Source organism: Paenibacillus phytorum, from assembly GCF_013141715.1.
Classification (GTDB): domain Bacteria; phylum Bacillota; class Bacilli; order Paenibacillales; family NBRC-103111; genus Paenibacillus_E; species Paenibacillus_E phytorum.
The window spans coordinates 72,911-88,111 of the sequence record NZ_WHOA01000257.1 but is presented as its reverse complement, the minus strand read 5'-3'; the positions used below and the strand labels follow the sequence as shown (position 1 = coordinate 88,111).

The following is a 15,201-nucleotide window of genomic DNA, read 5'->3' as shown; positions in this document are numbered from 1 at the left end:
CACCTTCCTTCGCCTATTATACCTGATAGGATCTGCGAGCTGGAAGTCTCCTAGAAAATAGGCGATTGTCGGAGGACAGCTGTCCACTATTTTCATATATATAGGAGAAGGCATCCTGTGTGTATGGAGGAATGGACTATGCTCAGCAACTCATTAGATACACGGACGGCAATCTTCCTAGCAGCTATGTGCAGCCAAAGCTATATCCTACTTGAAAATGGTCCCGAAAGCGTTATTATGCCAAACAATTACCGGATGGTTTCTTCCTTTAAGGCAACTTCCATCCTGAGTGAAAAAGAGTTTTTCGGCTTTATTGCCGAATCCGACGCTCAAATTGTCATCGTATTTCGAGGCACGCATACGACATCCGATTGGATCTCCGATGCCATTGCCAGGCAAATCCAGTTTCCTTACACAAAAGAGCAGTGCCTCGTACACGAAGGGTTTCTTGACATCTACCGTTCAGCCCGCAAATCGATTGTGACAGCGCTAAACAAACTTTCAACGGAGAAAACGCTGTACATCACAGGACACAGTCTTGGTGGAGCACTCGCTGCTTTATGCGCCGCCGATATTTCCACAAACACTAAATTTAGAAATCCTTCCGTGTATACTTATGCCTCACCTCGTGTTGGAAATCAGGCATTCGCTAGTCTTTTCAACCGCAGGACCGGGCCTCACTATCGGATTTATAATACCTACGACTTAGTCCCCTTACTTCCGCCCTTCATCTATACATCTCCTCGAACAGATAAGGTTTACCACTATATACATGTGAAAAAGGGGGTTGAATTAACTTTTCAAGGGGGCTCCGTCTCCGCTAATCACGCTATAAGCAACTATTTCGCTGAACTTGCCAAGCTGGATCCCCGCTTCACGCAACAGTTATACGCCCAGACTCCGGGATTTTGTCCAAACTGAAAAAGATTGCCAACCACCTGACCAGAAAGGCCGGGTAGGAGGCAATCTTTATTTTGTTACTTAGAGATCAGTTGTCTGAGAGGAGGGTTTAAACAACTCAATAAAGGTAAAAATAGGAGACGATACTTATTTGCATCTACTTACGCTATTCGATTATTTTGTCGCAAAGGAGCCCTGCCTTGATACTCGTCATTTGCCTGATTTTTGTTTGGTTTAGTATCCACATATTCGCCTTCCTGCCCAATAAGTTGTCTGTCATTACGAACGTGCTGCTTTACATGCTCTTAGCTATCGTGGACATTAACAAATTAACGATTTTAAGTGACACTTTAGAAGTTTTCCATCTCAGCAAAAAGGTTCCGGAATTCCTTTCGATGATTTTACATAGGGACTTCACCTTTTCATTAACACTTCTCACTTTTGCCAATGTCTACCTGACCACAGTGAAACGCAGTACAAAAATAGGCATTTCTCTGTATACGTTCTCTTTTATCTTATGCACAGGCCAATTCCTAAGATTGAATGGTGCGGTAACCTATGAGAGATGGAATATCTTCTATGAGTGCCTACTAATCATCTCACTAATGATTATAACTTATTGGTTTGGCCGCTTATTAATTCATCTGATGCAAAGGGAGAAGACTCTATGAACGACATAACCATTTACGATAATCGATTTAACGGAAATGAATGGTTCGTCATTGCGATGATTGTCGTAGGGACCCTCGCGATTTGGATATTGCCAAAAATGTTTACCTTAACACAGAGCTTGTTTAATTTATTGATTGGGGTCGTTTTTGGTCTCATGTTTGATCACACCATCGCTGTCCCCCCCTTTGATTTGTACGATGTAGGTGACGAATCCCGTTATCAGCTGTTTGATATTTTCTCCTATACGATGTATGCACCATTTGGTTATATATTTATTTATTTTTACAAAAAATGGGGTGTGCGTGATTTTTACACGATACCCTACATCTTACTTTGGACGTCTATGGGCATAGGTGTCGAGTGGCTTAGCGTACTCGTTGGTATTTTTCATTACAAACATGGGTATCAGCTCACTTATTCCATACCAATCTATTTATTTTTGCAAACTATTCATTTACTGCTTTACCGAATTTTCTTTCCGGAGCGTAAGACGATTTCATAGACGACTTCTAGAGGAAATTCTTTTCCTCATATGGTTTCAACCCTGACAGACTCTTGTCAGGGTTGTTTGTTTATAATCGGTTTATACAAATCAATGATTGAAGAAGGGAAATGATCATATGACGAAATCAACCAATCAAACCGGTATTGTTTTAGCCGGATTACTGCTAGCCATTCTAATGGCCTCGATGGACAATACCATCGTCGCGACAGCTATGGGCTCCATTATCGCAGACCTCGGAGGACTCGATAAATTCGTTTGGGTAACTTCGGCTTACATGGTCGCTGAAATGGCAGGGATGCCAATTTTCGGTAAACTATCGGATATGTATGGGCGCAAGCGGTTTTTCATCTTTGGTATCCTGGTGTTTATGCTTGGATCCGCTCTTTGTGGAACAGCCACCTCGATCGTGCAGTTAAGCTTATACCGGGCCATACAAGGCATTGGCGGCGGTGCTTTGGTACCCATCGCTTTCACAATCATGTTCGATGCGGTTAAACCGGAAAGCAGAGGCAAGCTAATGGGATTGTTTGGAGCAGTTTTCGGTATGTCCAGCATCTTCGGGCCGCTCCTTGGCGCTTACATGACCGACTATATTAAATGGGAATGGATTTTCTATATTAACTTACCACTTGGACTGATTGCCTTCCTGATGATTGCCATCTTCTATAAGGAATCCCTCCAGCATACTAAGCAGCGTATCGACTGGGCCGGCGCATTCTCGCTTGTAGGTGCCATCGTCTGCCTAATGTTCGCCATGGAGCTTGGCGGTAAACAATTCGCGTGGAACTCCGCTCAGATCATTAGCTTATTTACTGGATTTGCTCTTCTTACTGTTTTTTTCCTCTATGTGGAGACGCGGGCAGAGGAACCTATAATCTCCTTCCGGATGTTTCGGAATCGCCTCTATTCGGCAAGCAATGCGATCGCGATGTTAAGTGGAGCAGCCTTCATTACGGCGTCTGTCTATATTCCGATCTTCATTCAAGGTGTTCTCGGAGGAAGCGCAACGAACTCAGGGCTCGTACTTTTGCCTATGATGCTCGGCACTGTTGTTACAGCTACCGCAGGCGGTTTCCTCATTAGTAAATTTTCATATCGAGCCATCCTGATCTCCACCCTCATTATGCTTGTGGCAGGTATGGCACTGCTGACTACGTTGACGCCAGATTCATCGCGTTTGCTTATCACTGCCTATATGATATTAGTCGGCTTAGGAATCGGCGCTTCATTCTCTGTGCTAAGTAACGCTGCTATACATTCCGTACCTGCCAGTCAACGAGGGGCAGCGAGCTCTACACTGAATTTCCTTCGCTCACTCGGCATGACGATCGGAATCACCATCTTCGGTATTATTCAAAGCCATTCGTTAACCCGGCATTTATCGGATGCCTTCACGGGGAGCGGCCAATCCGCGATGCCGCAGGGTCTAGACTTTAAGGATCCGCATGCTCTGCTTGATCCGGCGACTCGCACTCAAATTCCGGAGCAAGTACTTGGGAAAATATCAGAAGGACTCTCCTCCTCCATCGTGGCCACATTTGCATGGGGACTTATCCCTGCCGTACTCGCTTTAGCTGCCGCTTTTGCCATGAGCAAAGAGAAGCTCGTGATAGAAACGGATAAAGAAACGTTCGTTGCCGCAACGCATTAAGGGCAGTTTCCGTATAAACCGTGTAACACAGAAAGACCAGAGATCCACCGCGGATTCCTGGTCTTTCTTTTGCGTTTTAACCTATCACTCATCAAATAGATTCGTAGACAAATACCGCTCACCGGTATCTGGCAGGATAACAACGATGGTCTTCCCTTTATTCTCAGGTCGTTTAGCAATTTCTCTTGCTGCGTAAGCTGCCGCGCCGGATGAAACGCCGACCAGCAGACCTTCTGTTTTGGCCAGTTCACGTGCCGTCGTTACAGCATCTTCATTGGTCACAGTAAATATTTCATCTACAATTGAACTGTGGAAATTATCTGGAACAAACCCGGCACCGATACCCTGAATATGATGAACGCCACGACTGCCACCTGACAAAACGGGTGAATCGGATGGCTCCACGGCTATCACTTGGACAGATGGATTTCTCTGTTTCAGTATCTCACCTACACCCGTGATTGTCCCTCCCGTACCAACTCCCGCAATGAAAATATCGACTTTACCGTCTGTATCCTTCCATATTTCTTCGGCAGTGGTGTTTCTGTGAATCTCCGGATTCGCTGGATTGCTAAATTGCTGCGGTATAAATGAGTTTGGCATCTTTGCAGCTAATTCCTCTGCTTTTTTAATTGCGCCTAACATGCCTTCAGAGGATGGCGTGAGAACGAGTTCTGCACCCAGGGCCTTTAATAATTTCCTACGTTCAATACTAAAAGAATCAGGCAAAATAATGATTAACCGATACCCTAGTGCAGCCGCCGCAAAAGCAAGAGCGATTCCTGTGTTTCCGCTGGTGGGCTCAATAATGACAGTTTCTTTATTGATCTTACCGGATTTTTCAGCCTCTTTAATCATAGCGAATCCGATACGATCTTTTACACTACCAGCCGGGTTAAAATACTCCAACTTCGCGACAACCTTGGCATCAAGTCCATGCCGATTATTATAATTCCAGAGCTCAAGCAGCGGCGTATTACCGATTAACTCTGTCAAATTGCTATAAATTTTCGTCATAAGAAAACCTCGCCTTCTATTTAAATATTAAACCTATGAACTTAATCGGATAAATACAGTATATCATGCATGCGAGTGAAAAAATAAATCAATAATGCTGATAGATAGGTATGCTATTTTCTTATATTATGCTTATTTGGTATAATAATCGTAGACGAAGAACGTCCTTTAGCCTTTTGGCGAAGGGCGTTTTTTTTTTCATGGGAGGTTTGAGCATTTGGAATTTGAAACTGCATATCAAGCATTCATTGATCATCATGCTGCTCTCAGAAGTGGTGAAAGAAAGGGGCGTCTCATTAGGGGACATTTATACGCAGAAAAGCTTTTTCTCCAGAATGTCTGGTATCCTCTGTTTGGTCATCTCGACCACTTGCATCCGGAGTATGAAATCTATGATTGGAATCGCAAGTCCCAATTTATCGATTTCGCTTACATAACTCCCTTTGGTCGTTTTGGTATTGAATGTGACGGTTTCCAGAGTCATGTCAAAGATATGGATCGCGAGAAGTTTAGTTACTCGCTGAACCGAGAAACGTTTCTAACCGCAATGGGGTGGAAAATGATGCATTTCTCCTTCGATGATATACAGAATCGTCCCGAGGTATGCCGGATGCTCCTGCAAATGGTCATCGGACCTTGCATGATCCGAAATGGAACAACGAATTCAGCCGCTATTTCAGCCGCTGTTATGGAAAAAGAAGTGCTGCGTTTAGCTTGGAGGCTAAAAAGGTGGATTCGTCCAAAAGATGTCACCGACCATCTGGACGTTGATTTTCGAACAGCTCGCAAGTGGCTGCGCTCCCTGGTGGAGAAGGGATGCCTGTCTCCTATCGCTAGAGGGAAGGACATTCGTTTTTATGAACTGAAAGAGGGTTCGTTGGAGCACATATAGGGAGGAGTGACTTGGCATATCCGATTTCAGATACCATTTCATCTCCCACTTTCATTCTTTACATTCTCATAGTCCTGCTTCTCGCCCATTCCCTGCTTTCTGATTTCAATGATTCTCATACCAACCTATATCCCCATTTTCTCTTACACATCTAGATTTCTCACTTCTTCAAACACATCTTCATCCTACGCTTCCTCATACAAATCTTCTTCCCAGTCCTCATTCCATTGGATTAAATACAGTGTTTTTCCAAAATTGAGAGCGGGATGGGCTGCTACATTGGATATTTCCAATGGAATCGTCTGAACTTGACTCAAAACCTCGATTTCTGAGCATTTGATTGGATTTTGTCCAATCAAATGGCTGATTTCGTATAGGAATCAAATTTCTGTTGTATTTAATCCAATGGTGGAAGTGGAGGAGCGAATGGAAGGAGATGTGGGAGATGTGGGAGTTGATTTGAGATAGTAAGAGTTGTAAGTAATAGTGTGCAAGAGTATATAAGCGTGAGTGTGTATGGGTATGGGTATGGGTATGGGTATGAGTTTGGGTATGAGTTTGGGTATGAGTTTGGGTATGAGTATGAGTATGTAGTGAGTAGTGAGAATAGAAAATCCCCCATATCTTCATAAATCGCCGACAAGGACGAACTTATGGTACACTGAATTATATATGACTGTAAGCAGCAAGGGGAAAAGATGAAGATGAAACTTGTATCCTGGAACGTTAATGGGTTGAGAGCATGTGTAAATAAAGGGTTTGTTGATTATTTCGGGCAAACGGAGGCAGATATATTCTGTCTTCAAGAGACGAAGCTGCAGGAAGGGCAAATTAACCTAGAACTGGGCGAAGCCTATACACAATATTGGAATTATGCGGTTAAAAAAGGGTATTCCGGCACCGCCGTTTTTACAAGAATTCAACCTCTCTCGGTGAGATATGGTATGGAGGAGAACGAAGAGCCTGAGGGTCGGATACTCACGTTGGAGTTCGACAATTTCTACCTTGTGACCGTCTATACACCCAATGCGAAACGTGATCTCTCTAGACTGGATTACCGTGTGGAGTGGGAAGATCGCTTTCGAAGCTACCTCTTGCAATTGGACGCCCAAAAGCCAGTTATCGTTTGCGGCGATTTGAATGTTGCTCACCATGAAATTGATATCAAGAATGCGAAAGGGAATCTCAATAATTCGGGTTTTACCCCTCAGGAACGCGGCAAAATGACGGAATTGTTGGATGCAGGATTTATTGATACGTTCCGACATCTCTACCCAGATCGGACAGATGTCTACTCGTGGTGGTCTAATATGCCAGGCGTAAGAGCGCGGAATGTGGGATGGAGAATCGACTATTTCCTTGCTTCTACGAGACTAGGTCCTAAGATCACTGATGCAAAAATCGACTGCGATATATTGGGCAGCGATCATTGTCCTGTCGTATTGGAGCTCGATTTGACCTGATAAATGAATTCAAACGTTGAAAACGAGATTGGAGCGATTATTATACTAACCTCTACCTTAGGGCGTTTGCGTCTAACAAGCTATATTGAAGGTATATCCTATCTTTTCCTACTATTTATAGCCATGCCGTTTAAATACTTCTTGGACCAGCCTCAACTCGTTTCTGTCGGTGGTATGTTTCACGGCGTGATGTTCGTACTTTACATCTTAACGGCGGTTCACGCTTTTGTGAATAGACGTTGGAACATGAACCGAGCACTCCTAATTATTGGCTGTATTTTCATCCCGTTCCTCTTCATCAAGCAAGATCGTATGATCCATAACGAGGAGTTAGAGCTAAAGAAGGGTCGCCCCATCAACCCGAAAAAGAGGACTTAGACGGACGATGTTCAAGCCGCTTTATTCATCACAGCACTTCTTTGAACCCCTCTATGGGGTTCTTTTTCTATTCAGAAAGCCTTGATATTCGACGCTCTTGCAAAACAAAAAAAGGCTGCAGCAGCCTGCCCAAAGGCAAACTCTCACAGCCCGCAAACCCGCGCCCCATAATGGCTGACGGCCTTTTCTCCTCACGATTCGCACCTGGGTTATCCTCGTACTAAATCCACTTGTACACGATGTAGCTAATACTCATAAGTATTATGATGTGAATTTCGACTGCGAATGTAAGATCTAACGGATTTATAGCCATATATGCTAAGCAGGAGCAGCTCGAGAACCCAAATAATGATGGTCGAAATATTACTTAGTTCGTACTGCAAATAATTAAATTCCGCGAAGTGCTTGCGCTCAAACTTATCAGCCACCATTTGAGCGACATGATCAATAATCGGGACAAAATCCTTAGTTAGGCTCTGCTCCCCCATATAATCTTGAACCTCAAGCTTCAGTATATCGACCTCGCTCCAAGAGAATGCATAAGCCCACTTCATGGTTCCATCCGGTGCTGGGCTGAAGCTAACAATGAAATCGTTCTTATTGCCGTTTTGCCAATTATCTTGAAGAGCATAGCCGTATTCTTTTGGCTTATCTACGCCGACGTTAACAAAGATGAGGTTTACTTGTTTCCATGACTTGGTCTTCCCAGGTTGGTCTGGATCTGGCACATCTTTATTCAGCTTTGAATTCCAAGCAGCAAGAACATCCAATGCATTGTCTTGATTCGGAACATGACCGACAATTCGATCAACCTTGATATAATTCGTCACATAACCCGGATAGCTTGGTAGATCTGGGTAATCTTTCGGATCAATCTCGCTATGCTTAAAAAGACTATAGGATCCTTTCACCTTATTGGTGTAAGTATGCTTAGAGGCCGAGGGCGTACCGAGCGGAAAATGTTTGGAAAGCTCCGTCGTTGTGTTCGGATACCGGTCGTTAAAGCGAGTTTTCCTATCCAGGGATTCGCTCACAGGTATCCAACCATCGTCTGAGGTTTTAATTTTGTTTTTCGCCTCGTGGTGCTCCCAATGCCCGCGCTCCTTGGTGCAGTTCTTACGACCGTTGCTATCCGTTGTGCATTCTTCCTTGCCCGGAATCCACTCATCCCATTCCTCTTTATGTTCCCACCCGGTAACTGTACCCGACCAAACCTCTCTATCCATGGTGCGGAAGTAGTAGTCTATGCCAATCACGCCGCCGAATAGGATCACAGCGATAATCGTGACACCCACGAACCGTCCCCACCTTCGGCCCATCATGAGCTCTATTGCGAATCCGACAATCAGAACAAGAAAGAACGCTGCCCAATAAACCATCCGCTACCTCAACTTCACTTCATTATCTTTGCCTGTTTGATAAGCATCGGTCGTTCGATCGGACGTAATGATGAACTTTTCTGCATCCATCGTTTGAAAATGGAATATAGCATTCATAACGATATGTTTTCGAATATGCGTATTATATTCACGGACCAGATCTGCAATTTTCTTCTGATTACGGTCAAACTCCGTGCGTCCGGCGGAAATTTCGTTCTGGAGCTTGTTGTACACGTCTTTACTCATTTGAGGATTTTGTTCCTGAACAATTTTGAAAAGCACCTGCGTATCATTGTAACGACCGGCAATCAGATCGGTATACACTTTTTTGATATCATCCGCTTGCATATCTGTCACTTGTGCCATTTCTTTAAATCGTTTCCACATATTATCGTAATTCGATTTGTTCGCGACATGCTGCGATTTAATTTGCTCATCAAGAGCAATAGCCGTATTTCGATGACTCCAAATCATAGCTGCACTAATAATTGCAATTAATACGAATATCCCGATAAAGCCTAGACAACCAATAACAAATATACCACTTTTGCTTTTCATAAAATGAAGCCCCTCTGTCTATTATTTCCATGCATTTCTATTATTCTAGCATATTTGGATGACAAATTAGGTCAAGATTCTACAAAATTTTACTAGAGAGGGGAATATCCCCTGACTACAACATATGAAGCATTCCTCCATAACAAAAAGAACTGCAACAGCCTACCCGAAGGCAACCTATTTCAGTCCTTAAAAATTACCTATTGGGATTATCGCGGCCTCCACTCATCCACACTGCAATCACTTATGCCGGATTAGAAGGCGTTGGAACAGCAGGCTCTCCATCCCGCCCCAGCCTTCTGCTTGCCGTTTCTCGTTTACCGACAGCAGGGACGTGACGTCCAGCCTTTGCAAGTCCAGAGATAGGCATGTTGTTATACACACATTCGTAATTTCCTTCAGGAATCAGATAGGTTTCATGGTAGATCCCAACCACGCCGCCCGTACCAACCTTTTTATTAAAATTACGCCACGCTTCTAAATGGGTTGCACCATGTCTAGCATAGTGTTCTAATTGCTCGAAAGTTTTCCAATACTGGATAAGGGTCACGCCTCGCCAAGAGAGATGAAAACTGGCATCTACAAAACCTAATTCAGGGTTGCGATACAATTCCTGAAGCATCGGATTCATGGCCTTGGCCACAGGCAGCCACTTATGTAGAGCCCATAATTTATTCACTCTCATACCAATGATAAAGACAACGAAAGAACCATCCATCTGCGCCGTAAACCTGCCCGGAATTACTTTACTCATGCATTCATCGCTCCTTTTACCTATTTTCAAGCAATTGTAGATGGGTGTTATAAAAGCCCTTAATATCCTTAGAACCATATAGTTGAGCGGTCAAAAATGCTCCGTAAAACACCGTAAACAACACCTTTACCGCTGTTTCCACCGTAAATTCTTTTCTTAGCTTTCCATCCGTATCCGCCTCGGTCATGCAACGATGAAACAGTTTATACATGTCAGGTGTCTGCGCGCCAACTTCTTCATGACCAGGGAACAGCAAATGAACCTCCGCTTCGCTGAGTTCCGGCATGCAAGGATGCATGTTCATTTCTGCCAGAAAAGATATCAAACTTGGCATCAATCCCGCTCTTTCCTCGGCCTCTTCCGCCACTTTATGGAGCACATGCTGGATAACCGAGAAGCCGCGTTTACCCTCCGTTTCGATCTCAATGATACGTTCCGTTAACCAAACACGCATAAAATAAATGAGCAAATCTTCCTTTTTTTGAAAAAACTTAAAGAACGTAACCCGGGATATTTCCGCTTTCCGGCAAATATCATCGAGCATCATGTCTCGAAACATCTTGTCACCTATTAGTGACAAACTGGCTTCATACAATGCCACCTTGGTTCTTGCCTTTTTTAATTCCCTTAAAGAAATAGCTGACCGATCCATGAGTTATCTCCCATAACCATAGTTAACTTTAGTAAATAACTTAACACGCGTTAAGTTATTTTGTCAAGGTGAAGCGGTTTATACAAATGCTCCCTAAGAAGGTCTTCACGGCAGCTCCATCCCCGACTTTGGGTGGGGTCATCACTCCGTCTGAAGTCGCTTTTGGAAGTGGTCGCCTTGATGATAGAATCAACTCAACGATAAAAAAGACCGAATGTGAGGGATGAATAATGGGAGTACGACGAAGTACGATTCGCGCTTGGGCATTTGGACTATTGGCTTTTTTAGCTTTGGCAATTGGAGCTTATGCTTTGGTCATGTATGGAACGCCTGACCATCTCCATAAGCAGCCGCTCGTAACGGGAAAAGGCAGTTTGCCCGATTTGTGGTACAACATCCTCTGGGCGCATGCCATCTCGGCTGGAATAGCACTTGCTATAGGCTGGCTTCAGTTTATCAAGAAGCTTCGCCATCATGCACCGAACATTCATCGTTTGATTGGCTATTTGTACTCGACAATGATTACAATCGGGGGCATAACCGGTCTGTACTTAGCTTTTTATGCGAATGGCGGTTGGTTCGCGCAACTTGGCTTTGGATCGCTGTCAGTTCTATGGCTTTACACTCTCTTCCGCAGTCTAAAGAGCATCATCGTCGATCGCGATACGGCTGATCATGGCCGCTGGATGGTACGAAATTACGCACTTAGCTGCGCAGCAATCACCCTACGGATATATACCGCGCTGGCTGCGGTATTTCTGGGACTGACCGATACGAACGATACTTTCTTCGTTATCGCCTGGATTTGTTGGATACCCAATTTGTTGTTCGCAGAGCTTATCATTGGTGAAAAGAAACGTACGAACAGTAGGACGTTTGTACGGTAGTAGAGGATACATGAATAAACCTGAAAAAGATGACCCCTTTGAATAGGAGTCATCTTGCTTCATTCTGAGTTGCGAATCCAATTGTAAAGTTAAATTGCCAATAAAAACTCCATGGCTACTCGTTCTCTCTCAGCAATGTCGCCCAAAAGCTCGGATGCAAGTCTTAGCTCCTGTTGATTTCCGGTTCTTCCCGCATTGTCGATGGACGCCGAAACACCACTCCACATCGGCGCGATTTCCGCAAACAGAAAGTATGCCTGCTCTAATTTAGATCACCGAACAAATCAACGCATTCTTTTAGAAAATCTCTATACAGGTTTCGAAATAAGGCGCCGCCAGTCCCCGCTCTTTCCATCAATAAAGCAGTCAAACAAAAATCTTTCTCTAAATCCTTGCTTCTAGAAGGCCACTTCAGGATTTCATTGCTCATTTTTTTGATTCCTTTATTCCCCATATTACGGATGGGCGGATTCAAATAGTCATGAGCATTGTTGATAAGGGATGAACGAATGGCGGGTACAAGCGGAGGAAGAGTATCCGTTTGCTCGATCGTAAAGGAGCGATTTTTGGAGCTCATGGGCCCCTTTGCGTTTCTTGCCAAGGTCAAATTCGACAATCTCGTTGTCACTAGTCCGCCTTGTTGGCTTGTGTCTGCCATATAGGCATATTCGTCATCCATGCCATATATCACCGCATAGTGGGCTGCAAAGTGTATTTTGTTCGTAAAGTAATCTAAATAATACGAATCCAATTTAAGGCCAACAGGAATTCCCCGATCTATGTAGTTTTGTACGTTCTGCCATGCTTTTGTAACAGATGAGGTCTCTTGCGCCCTGATATTCAAATTGAGCCGAGATGCTATGCAAGCAGACATTTCATCAGGTTTCGACCTACCCCCAATAAAAGGGAAATCCATTCCCTTCGAATCCCAATAAATGAATCCCAAACCTTGCCCAATACCGAATAACATCGGCTCGGATAGACGAACACCTTCATGTTGAAGGAGATTGCCCATCGCTGTCGTCTCGCAGTGTTCTCCCTGAAAAAGAGTAAAACCTTCAATCATCATGGGCATGTCCCTCCAGTTCCTCTGTTAATTCGTTGATCAGATTTGCGACAAATGTCTGTTCATTCTCGATGAGGCTCATCGGGTGAAGAAAAAGAGCTCTAACATGCAACGGCAATCGATAGCCGCCTTGCGCTTCATATTTCTGCCCTAGGTTCCTCAATGTCTCATCAAGAAAGCTCTGCCGTTTCCGCAGAGCTTCCACGGCTTCATTTTTCCCTATAAAAGGGAGACCAGCGAGCCCGAGATCGAAACGGTTATCCCGTTCCCGCGCGGAAGTTAGGCTTATGATGATTTCATTTTTCAATGCTTCTATACCGGCCTCCATCATGACATACGTGGACGGCAAAGGTCCTTTGCCGGACTTATGGCCGGAATCTTCGGATCGGATCAATTGTTTGTCTTTCAGCTTCTGCAAACCGGCGTAAATAGAAGTAGTACCTATATTCGCCCATTCCCTGTAGCCTCTAAGCTCTATCAACTTATTGATTTGGTACCCCGACGCTTGTTTGGATTCCGAAATAATCTGCAGCAGCATAAATTCCACGTTGGAAAGACGACTCATTAATTACCTCCTCTTTATATATTACATATATGTAATATAACACTAGTGTAATATAAGATCAAGGCTATGCACTTCTCCCACCTCTCGGTATGCTGGAGACCTTCACTCCTTAGTCGGTTGCGCTGCTAAGCGCACAAGAGGGCCGCAACAGGCGCTCATCGCAACCTGTCACAGCCCTTAACCCCGCGTCCGACGCGGTCTTTCATCTTTTACTTCTCACCTTCCAAATGAGAAATCTCTTTCCTACAAATTCTGTTCGCTTATCCCCAATTCCGGGTCGAAGGTCAGCATTTTCGTCCCGATTTTGTCAATAAAGAACCGATCATGGCTTACCGTAATTACGGCACCGGGGAAATGGATCAACGCCTGCTCCATAACCTGAATGCTCGTTAAATCCAGATGGTTGGTTGGCTCATCCAATATAATGACCGCGGCACCGGAGAGAAGGCATTTCGCTAGCGCGACCCTGGCCTTCTGTCCGCCGGATAGGTTACCGATGAATTTGCTTAGATCCATCTCCGAGAATTGCAGCATGGCTAGAAATTTGTTCACCTTTTTCCGTGGGGCATCCAATCCCAAACCGTACGTATTCACTGCGTGGCTAACGGTATCCTTAGGATTGAGCTCCTCCCACATCCGGTTGAAGTAAGCGTAGCTTACGCCCTTCTCCCAGATTACCTCGCCGGATTCTGGCTTCTCCTGACCCGTAAGCACCTTAATGAGCGTGGACTTCCCGCTTCCGTTTGGACCAACGATGACTAAGCGGTCTTCCTTCTGAATGTCGAAGCTGACGTTCTGAAAGATCAGCCGATCATCGTAGGTCTGCCCTATTTTCTTGACTTCGCATAGCTTGTCCGGAAAGCGCAGTTTCTCATAAATATCAGTGATTAGAACATTTACGGGGTGCGGCTCTATCCGCTTTTTGTTATCCGCCAATTGGCGGGACAGACGGTCTTTTGAAGATTTCTTGCTTGCACGGCTGTCAATGGCTTCTGACTCCATGAGAAGAAGCTCTTCCTCCCACTCGAACTGGCGGTCCAATTCCTTCTTGCGCATCTTCTTTTTGCGGATATAGTCGGTGTAATTCCCTTCATATTCCTGAAAATGATAGTTCTCGATCTCGATCGTTCGCGTGACTACTTTGTCAATAAATTGCCGGTCATGTGACACCAGAATCATAGCGCCTTTGAAGCGATACAACCACTGCTCCAACCACGTAATACCTTCCATATCCAAGTAATTCGTCGGTTCGTCGAGCAAGACAACATCAGGCAGCTCGATTAGCATCTTGGCAAGCGCAGCACGGTTTCTCCAACCTCCGGACAACTCATCGATAGGCTGATTGCGCGACCTCTCATTGAATCCCAGCTTCGTAAGAACTGTGTTAATCTCGACAGATACGTTCCAGCCGTCCAAATGCTCCATTTGTTCGAATAGCTCCGCCTGCCGCGTCAACAGCCGATCCATTTCACCGTCTTCGGTGACCAATCCCAGCTTTTCTCCAACTTCCAGCAGCTCCCGTTCGATAAGAACAACCTGCTCGAAGCACATTTCCAGCTCTTGCTGAACGGACAGGCTTCCTCGCATTTCCGAGAATTGGGAGAAGTACCCTACTTTAACTTGCGGATCTATTTCCACTTTTCCGGACGTCGGCTCTTCTTTACCCATAATCAGCTTAAAAACCGTCGACTTACCGGCACCGTTCCGCCCGATTAGGCCGATACGCTCTCCTTGGGTCACGCGAAAATAGATATCGCGAAAGATCAGGGAATCTTCATATTTCTTAGTGACGTTCTCCAAACGAATTACACTCATGTCTATCACCCTTCTAACTCTGTCAGTCTAGCGTGATTATAACACTA

15 protein-coding genes and 1 pseudogene are annotated in these 15,201 nt (G+C 44.7%); 8 read left to right on the top strand and 8 right to left on the bottom strand.

The genetic code is table 11. The features are described 5' to 3' along the window. Nucleotides 1-138: 138 nt before the first annotated feature. From GC098_RS38735 to GC098_RS38720, 4 genes are all read left to right on the top strand, one after another. Nucleotides 139-921 carry a lipase family protein gene (locus GC098_RS38735; RefSeq protein WP_246359219.1) on the top strand — a complete coding sequence of 261 codons (783 nt, stop codon included), beginning with the start codon at nucleotides 139-141 and terminating at the stop codon, nucleotides 919-921. 179 nt (nucleotides 922-1,100) lie between these two features. After that, nucleotides 1,101-1,571 (top strand): hypothetical protein, encoded by a 471-nt coding sequence (locus GC098_RS38730; protein WP_171649650.1) that lies wholly within the window; start codon nucleotides 1,101-1,103, stop codon nucleotides 1,569-1,571. After that, complete coding sequence (locus GC098_RS38725) at nucleotides 1,568-2,074, top strand: hypothetical protein (protein ID WP_171649649.1); 507 nt, start codon at nucleotides 1,568-1,570, stop codon at nucleotides 2,072-2,074. Before GC098_RS38730 ends, GC098_RS38725 begins: the two co-directional genes overlap by 4 nt. Before the next feature lie 118 nt (nucleotides 2,075-2,192). Further along, nucleotides 2,193-3,728: an MDR family MFS transporter gene (locus GC098_RS38720; RefSeq protein WP_171649648.1), complete on the top strand. Its 1,536-nt coding sequence runs from the start codon at nucleotides 2,193-2,195 to the stop codon at nucleotides 3,726-3,728. Between the two features lie 84 nt (nucleotides 3,729-3,812). Here the strand turns inward: GC098_RS38720 and cysK are convergent, their stop codons facing one another. Beyond that, on the bottom strand, nucleotides 3,813-4,745 hold the full coding sequence (cysK, locus tag GC098_RS38715; RefSeq protein ID WP_171649647.1) for a cysteine synthase A: 933 nt from the start codon (nucleotides 4,743-4,745) through the stop codon (nucleotides 3,813-3,815). A 217-nt stretch (nucleotides 4,746-4,962) separates the two neighbouring features. Here cysK and GC098_RS38710 point away from each other — a divergent pair, with 217 nt between their 5' ends. The 3 genes from GC098_RS38710 to GC098_RS38700 all read left to right on the top strand — a co-directional run bounded on the left by GC098_RS38710 (nucleotide 4,963) and on the right by GC098_RS38700 (nucleotide 7,478). Next, entirely contained in the window at nucleotides 4,963-5,637 is a 675-nt protein-coding gene (locus GC098_RS38710; RefSeq protein ID WP_171649646.1) for a putative endonuclease domain-containing protein, read from the top strand. 704 nt (nucleotides 5,638-6,341) lie between these two features. After that, on the top strand, nucleotides 6,342-7,100 hold the full coding sequence (locus tag GC098_RS38705; RefSeq protein WP_171649645.1) for an exodeoxyribonuclease III: 759 nt from the start codon (nucleotides 6,342-6,344) through the stop codon (nucleotides 7,098-7,100). A 3-nt stretch (nucleotides 7,101-7,103) separates the two neighbouring features. Next, entirely contained in the window at nucleotides 7,104-7,478 is a 375-nt protein-coding gene (locus GC098_RS38700) for a DUF3817 domain-containing protein (RefSeq protein ID WP_171649644.1), read from the top strand. A gap of 245 nt (nucleotides 7,479-7,723) precedes the next feature. Here the strand turns inward: GC098_RS38700 and GC098_RS38695 are convergent, their stop codons facing one another. From GC098_RS38695 to GC098_RS38680, 4 genes are all read right to left on the bottom strand, one after another. Further along, nucleotides 7,724-8,857: a hypothetical protein gene (locus GC098_RS38695; RefSeq protein WP_171649643.1), complete on the bottom strand. Its 1,134-nt coding sequence runs from the start codon at nucleotides 8,855-8,857 to the stop codon at nucleotides 7,724-7,726. 3 nt (nucleotides 8,858-8,860) lie between these two features. Further along, nucleotides 8,861-9,415: a hypothetical protein gene (locus GC098_RS38690; protein WP_171649642.1), complete on the bottom strand. Its 555-nt coding sequence runs from the start codon at nucleotides 9,413-9,415 to the stop codon at nucleotides 8,861-8,863. Between the two features lie 244 nt (nucleotides 9,416-9,659). Next, nucleotides 9,660-10,169, bottom strand: coding sequence for a DUF4188 domain-containing protein (locus GC098_RS38685; protein ID WP_171649641.1), 510 nt, complete (start codon nucleotides 10,167-10,169; stop codon nucleotides 9,660-9,662). Nucleotides 10,170-10,185: 16 nt separating this feature from the next. Continuing rightward, nucleotides 10,186-10,821, bottom strand: coding sequence for a TetR/AcrR family transcriptional regulator (locus GC098_RS38680; protein ID WP_171649640.1), 636 nt, complete (start codon nucleotides 10,819-10,821; stop codon nucleotides 10,186-10,188). 230 nt (nucleotides 10,822-11,051) lie between these two features. Here GC098_RS38680 and GC098_RS38675 point away from each other — a divergent pair, with 230 nt between their 5' ends. Then, nucleotides 11,052-11,708: a DUF2306 domain-containing protein gene (locus GC098_RS38675; RefSeq protein WP_171649639.1), complete on the top strand. Its 657-nt coding sequence runs from the start codon at nucleotides 11,052-11,054 to the stop codon at nucleotides 11,706-11,708. Between the two features lie 89 nt (nucleotides 11,709-11,797). On the opposite strand, the pseudogene GC098_RS38670 reads toward GC098_RS38675, so the two are convergent. The 3 genes and pseudogenes from GC098_RS38670 to GC098_RS38660 all read right to left on the bottom strand — a co-directional run bounded on the left by GC098_RS38670 (nucleotide 11,798) and on the right by GC098_RS38660 (nucleotide 15,154). Beyond that, a pseudogene (locus GC098_RS38670) lies at nucleotides 11,798-12,783 on the bottom strand (BtrH N-terminal domain-containing protein). Then, nucleotides 12,767-13,339, bottom strand: a complete 573-nt coding sequence (locus GC098_RS38665) for a helix-turn-helix transcriptional regulator (protein WP_171649637.1) — start codon at nucleotides 13,337-13,339, stop codon at nucleotides 12,767-12,769. The pseudogene GC098_RS38670 and the gene GC098_RS38665 overlap by 17 nt, the downstream one beginning before the upstream one ends. A 243-nt stretch (nucleotides 13,340-13,582) precedes the next feature. Continuing rightward, nucleotides 13,583-15,154 carry an ABC-F family ATP-binding cassette domain-containing protein gene (locus GC098_RS38660; RefSeq protein WP_171649636.1) on the bottom strand — a complete coding sequence of 524 codons (1,572 nt, stop codon included), beginning with the start codon at nucleotides 15,152-15,154 and terminating at the stop codon, nucleotides 13,583-13,585. Nucleotides 15,155-15,201: the final 47 nt, after the last annotated feature.